The organism is Idiomarina sp. UBA4206, assembly GCF_002383015.1.
Taxonomy (GTDB): Bacteria; Pseudomonadota; Gammaproteobacteria; order Enterobacterales; family Alteromonadaceae; genus Idiomarina; species Idiomarina abyssalis.
Genome location: NZ_DFTS01000039.1, coordinates 56,101 through 61,001, shown reverse-complemented (window position 1 = coordinate 61,001; position 4,901 = coordinate 56,101). Strand labels below are relative to the sequence as shown.

7 protein-coding genes are annotated in these 4,901 nt (G+C 47.1%); 6 read left to right on the top strand and 1 reads right to left on the bottom strand.

All coding sequences use genetic code 11. The annotated features are described in order from the left end of the window. The 5 genes from gshB to B3180_RS08340 all read left to right on the top strand — a co-directional run. On the top strand, nucleotides 1-907 hold a 907-nt coding region (gshB, locus tag B3180_RS08360), incomplete at its 5' end, for a glutathione synthase (protein ID WP_286843979.1). A gap of 60 nt (nucleotides 908-967) precedes the next feature. After that, entirely contained in the window at nucleotides 968-1,525 is a 558-nt protein-coding gene (locus tag B3180_RS08355) for a YqgE/AlgH family protein (RefSeq protein WP_054489583.1), read from the top strand. Continuing rightward, entirely contained in the window at nucleotides 1,522-1,956 is a 435-nt protein-coding gene (ruvX, locus tag B3180_RS08350) for a Holliday junction resolvase RuvX (RefSeq protein ID WP_054489585.1), read from the top strand. Before B3180_RS08355 ends, ruvX begins: the two co-directional genes overlap by 4 nt. A gap of 37 nt (nucleotides 1,957-1,993) precedes the next feature. Then, nucleotides 1,994-2,284, top strand: coding sequence for a hypothetical protein (locus B3180_RS08345; RefSeq protein WP_054489587.1), 291 nt, complete (start codon nucleotides 1,994-1,996; stop codon nucleotides 2,282-2,284). Nucleotides 2,285-2,305: 21 nt separating this feature from the next. Then, nucleotides 2,306-3,265 carry a hypothetical protein gene (locus B3180_RS08340; RefSeq protein WP_054489589.1) on the top strand — a complete coding sequence of 320 codons (960 nt, stop codon included), beginning with the start codon at nucleotides 2,306-2,308 and terminating at the stop codon, nucleotides 3,263-3,265. On the opposite strand, the gene B3180_RS08335 is transcribed toward B3180_RS08340, so the two are convergent. Further along, a complete protein-coding gene (locus B3180_RS08335) occupies nucleotides 3,266-4,651 on the bottom strand; it encodes a PhoH family protein (protein ID WP_199494299.1) in 1,386 nt (461 codons plus the stop codon). A gap of 133 nt (nucleotides 4,652-4,784) precedes the next feature. Between B3180_RS08335 and B3180_RS08330 the strand changes: the two genes are divergently transcribed. Then, a partial coding sequence (locus B3180_RS08330) for a hypothetical protein (RefSeq protein ID WP_286844018.1) occupies nucleotides 4,785-4,901 on the top strand: 117 nt, incomplete at its 3' end.

Sequence of the window (4,901 nt, the reverse complement as noted above, 5' to 3'; positions counted from 1 at the left end):
TGTAAAAACCGAAAAAGACACCAGTTTCCGCTTACTGCTGGAAGCGCAGGCTCGCGGCTATCAATGTTTTTATCTGGAAATGGGCGACTTAGTTATTGATAACGGTCAACCAATGGCCTTTGCTCGGGAAGTTCGTGTTCAGGATCAAAAAAGCGACTTTTACAGTTTAAGTGACAGCCAGTACCGCCCGCTTGAAGATTTTGATGTCATTATGATGCGCAAAGATCCGCCCTTTGACAGCGAGTTCTTATACGCGACACAAATGCTGGAACTGGCCGAGCAGCGCGGTAGCCTGGTTGTGAATAAACCGCAGAGCCTGCGCGACTGCAATGAGAAACTCTTTACCTCCTGGTTTGCCGACTCCATTGCCGACACATTGGTCAGTTCCCGGGCTGACGTGATTAAAGCGTTCCATAAAAAACACGGTGATGTGATTTTAAAACCGCTGGATGGCATGGGCGGTGCTTCGATATTTAAAGTAGGGGCAGACGGCAGTAACCTCGGCGTTATTATTGAAACCCTGACCGAAAAAGGTCAGCGCTACGCTATGGTGCAAAAGTACCTGCCTGAAATTAAAGACGGCGACAAACGTATTCTGATCATAAATGGCGAACCTGTACCTTACTCTTTAGCGCGAATTCCCAGCGCCGGAGAAACTCGCGGAAACCTTGCCGCCGGGGGCAGCGGACGGGCTCAACCTTTATCCGACAGTGACTGGGCTCTGGCTCGTAAGGTCGCACCTGAACTGAAAAAACGAGGGCTCATTATCGTTGGGCTGGACGTGATTGGCGACCGCATTACCGAAATTAATGTCACCAGCCCAACCTGTATGCGTGAAATTGAAAACGCCTACGACATCAATATTGCAGAAATGGTCTTTCAGGCAATTGAAGAGAAGCTGAATTGAATTTCTATGAGACGCCCCCATATCCTTGTTAGAGATTATCGTTAAGGAGTCGGTGAATCGATGAACAATTTGCAGAATCACTTTTTGATAGCAACACCTATGCTGAACGATCCGATGTTTAAACGGACCGTGACTTACATCTGTGAGCATAATGAAGAAGGTGCGATGGGGCTGGTAATTAATCAGCCTGCAGATTTAAGCGTTACCTCGCTGCTGGATAAACTGGAAATTGTTTACCCGGAAAATAACCAGCACTTGCAGGGTAATGTCTACCAGGGTGGTCCTGTGGGTCGTGAACGGGGCTTTGTGATTCACCCGCCTCAGGATAACTGGCGTGCCAGTCAGAAGCTGAGCGATGACATCATGGTGACCACCTCTCGGGATATTCTGGAAGCCTTAGGTTCATCAGCGGCCCCGCCTCAGTTTTTACTGACCCTGGGTTACGCAGGCTGGGAAGCCGGGCAGTTAGAGGAAGAACTGGGTGAGAATTCCTGGTTAGCGATTCCGGCAGACCCTGAGCTGTTATTTAATACACCAGCAAGTGAGCGCTGGCAAAAAGCCACAGAGCAGCTTGGTTTTGATGTGTGGCAACTGGGACCGGATGTCGGCCACGCATGAGTACAGTTATTGGCTTTGACTTTGGTACCAAAAGCATTGGTGTTGCGGTTGGTCAAACCGTTACCGCAACAGCTTCGCCATTAACCGCGCTAAAAGCAAAGGAAGGTATACCCGACTGGCAGCTTATTGAAAAGCTGTTTGCCGAATGGCAACCAGAGCAACTGGTCGTTGGCCTGCCTCTGAATATGGACGGCACCGAACAACCCTTGACGCAGCGGGCCAAAAAGTTTGGTAACCGACTTCATGGGCGTTTCGGCTTACCTGTCACTTTTCAGGACGAAAGACTGACTTCAACCGCCGCACGCGAAAGCCTGTTTGCCGAAGGCGGCTTTCGAAAATTGGAAAAAGGACTTGTCGACAGTCAAGCGGCGTTAATAATTGTTGAAGATTTTCTGAACGGTTATTTGCCAAAAACCGATAATTCGTTATAGTGTCGTCAGTAATAAGTTGACACGACAGGAGCTGGCTTTGTTTGGTAATGAAGAACCCTATTCAGTAACGGGTAATACCATTCTACTGAAAGACGAAAATAAGAAACTGCTTTTAATTACTGGTCCTCGTTACCAAAACATACTGGTTTCGCGAGGTTCAGTTGAATTTACAGACTTACCTGCTGAGCGTCGCCCAGGCTTAAGGCTTGTTTCCCTGCAAGAAGTCTTTAAGAAAGAAAAGACTTATTTTTTCGTTCGCGCCGGCGGCATTGAGTATCAAGTAGACCTTAAATTCGAAGACAGCCCTATTACTGAAATGAAGTTTTAAGGGGCAACAGGAGTAATCAGAGTGACACATAAAATCTGTGCTGTTATCTGGTTACTCTTTACTCTTCCTCTAACAGCAAATGGCCAAAACTTTTTTAACCTTAACGAAACCCAAGACGGCCAGTTAACCTTTTCTTATCAATGGCGTGACTTTAACGACAGTCAGCAATCCTTTGACTTCCAGGTCGATAAAAGAGAGTTCCTGCAACCTTTAAAGCGTTATCGGGGATTTAATCTCGAGCGCAGTCAACGCGAGCTTACTCACCAGTTGAATCGCTACATCCGGCAGCAACAATGGCAGGGTATTCAGGCTCGCCTTACACCCCGTCAACAGTCAGTAGAGCTGGTCACCGCCAATAGCAGAACTCAGGAAAAACAAGCACAGCTGACTGAATACAAAAGGCTTTTACGCGAATACTACAATGAACGCTGGAATGATTATTTAGAAGCCAACTTTTATCGTCAGCTCACTCTGCCTCCGGGTGAACAGGGCATTATTCCCGACCACCCCGCTATTGCCAGCGAAATGACGGCTGTATTACGCCCGTTAATACAAGCTATTGGAGAGCAGTTAGGTAACAACACACAGCGCAATTACATCAATTACATCGCCAGCTTTATTCAGCAGATCCCTTATAACGACTTGAGCAGTAAGCTTGATAGCCGTGGAGATGGCTTCGTACCCCCTAACCAGCTGCTCTACTATAATCAGGGCGACTGCGACAGCAAAGTCACGTTAATGAGCTCGGTAATTAAAGAAATTATTGAGACCCCAAAAATGGCAATCATTTACCTGCCCAACCATGCGGTTTTCGGTATATCTATTAGTAGCAGAAGCGATGACATTAGCGTGAAACACAATGGCGTGAATTACATACTAGTAGATGTTACTGGCCCGGCGGCAATGCCTCTGGGCCAGGTTGGAGGAGAAACCGAGTTTCAGGTCAACACTGAGCAATACACGGTTGTGCCCATTAACTGATTAAAGATGCTCTTCTGCGAACTTAGCTAACGGACTGCGCACCACCCCATTCAAGTTAACTGTTGCACTACCGGGGTAGTCTTTAAAGCGCTCAACAATATAAGTTAAACCTGAAGTCACAGCCGTTAAGTAATAACTGTCAATTTGTGCCAAATTACCCGATACCACCAGCTTAGTATTTTCACCACAACGCGTTATTAGGGTTTTCAACTGAGACGCCGTTAAGTTCTGCGCTTCATCCAGAATGACTATAGCGTTCTGTATGCTGCGTCCGCGCATAAAGTTGAGTGACTTAAACTGAATATTGGCTTTTTTCATAATATAGTTCAGGCTCGACTCCATACTCTCATCGTGTTTATGCAAAGCCTCCAGGGAATCTGTTATTGCCGATAACCAGGGCGCCATTTTTTCCTCTTCGGTGCCCGGCAAATAGCCAATTGACTCGGCAATTTCCGGGGTATTGCGGGTCACGATAACTTTCTCATAAATTCCCTGCTCTACCACCATTTGCAAGGCCGCTGACAAAGCCAGGAAAGTCTTACCACTGCCAGCAGGACCAGTCAGAATGACCATATCCATGCTGGTATCAAGCAATGCATGCAACGCCATGGCCTGATAGATGTTCTTAGGGTGAACACCCCAGGCGCCGTAAGACATCATGCGTTCGACGCTCAAGTCCATTAAAGTAACGGTTTCGTTGTCGTACTCCTCTACCCGGGCAGCAAAGCTGTCTGTTGAGTCAATAATGTATTCATTGGCAAAAATTTGCGGCAGCAAGTCCCGGCTTACGGTGTGATACGCATCGCGGCCTTCCTGTTGAGTTTTCACTTCACCTACCTGCGACCAGAAGTCCCCTTCAAATTTATAGAAGCCTTTGGTCAGCAATCGAATGTCATCAATAAGCTGGTCGGTACGATAATCTTCAACAAATTTCATGCCCGCGCCTTTGGCTTTCAGACGCATATTGATGTCTTTGGTTACCAGCACCACACCCGCGGGGGCTCGCTCGCGCTGAATTTCCAGAGCGGCCTGAATAATCCGGTGGTCATTTTCCGCTAACGAAAGTACCGACTCGGTTTGCTCAAGCTGATAATCCGGGAAAATAGCCAAGGTTCCGTTCGCGGTATGCTCACCATGCATTCTGCTTAAGGGCACTCCAGCAACAATTTCCTCTGGTGTTGCTTCTTTTAACACTTCTTCTAAAGAGCGAATAGCCACCCGGGCTTCCCGGCTGACGTCCTTATTCCGATCTTTGATTTTGTCGAGTTCCTCCAGAACCACCATGGGAATAATAACGTTGTGTTCATCGAAATTGAGGAAGGCTAGCGGGTCGTGCAGAAGAATATTGGTATCCAGGATAAAGAACTTGCCGGTGTGTTTAGTCATTAGCGCATACCTTTGCTGTGATTATTCTTTTCTTACAGCTTAGCCTAAAATTCATGACATAACGGTTACAGAAATAAATTTTTCCTCGGAATTGGTGACTGAATTAAGTACCATTGCGGCCTTAGAAAATGGCATGCGGGAGTGTGTAGTGAGCGAGTTTAGAGTTGGACAACGTTACCTCAGTGAAACTGAAACCGAATTAGGGCTGGGTATGATAACTCAGGCCGAAGGTCGTCACTTAACCGTTGAT

Excerpts from the sequence above, each read along its gene's own strand:
- B3180_RS08355 (WP_054489583.1), top strand. The coding sequence starts at position 968 with ATGAACAATTTGCAGAATCACTTTTTGATAGCAACACCTATGCTGAAC.
- ruvX (WP_054489585.1), top strand. The coding sequence starts at position 1,522 with ATGAGTACAGTTATTGGCTTTGACTTTGGTACCAAAAGCATTGGTGTT.
- B3180_RS08335 (WP_199494299.1), bottom strand. The coding sequence starts at position 4,651 with ATGACTAAACACACCGGCAAGTTCTTTATCCTGGATACCAATATTCTT.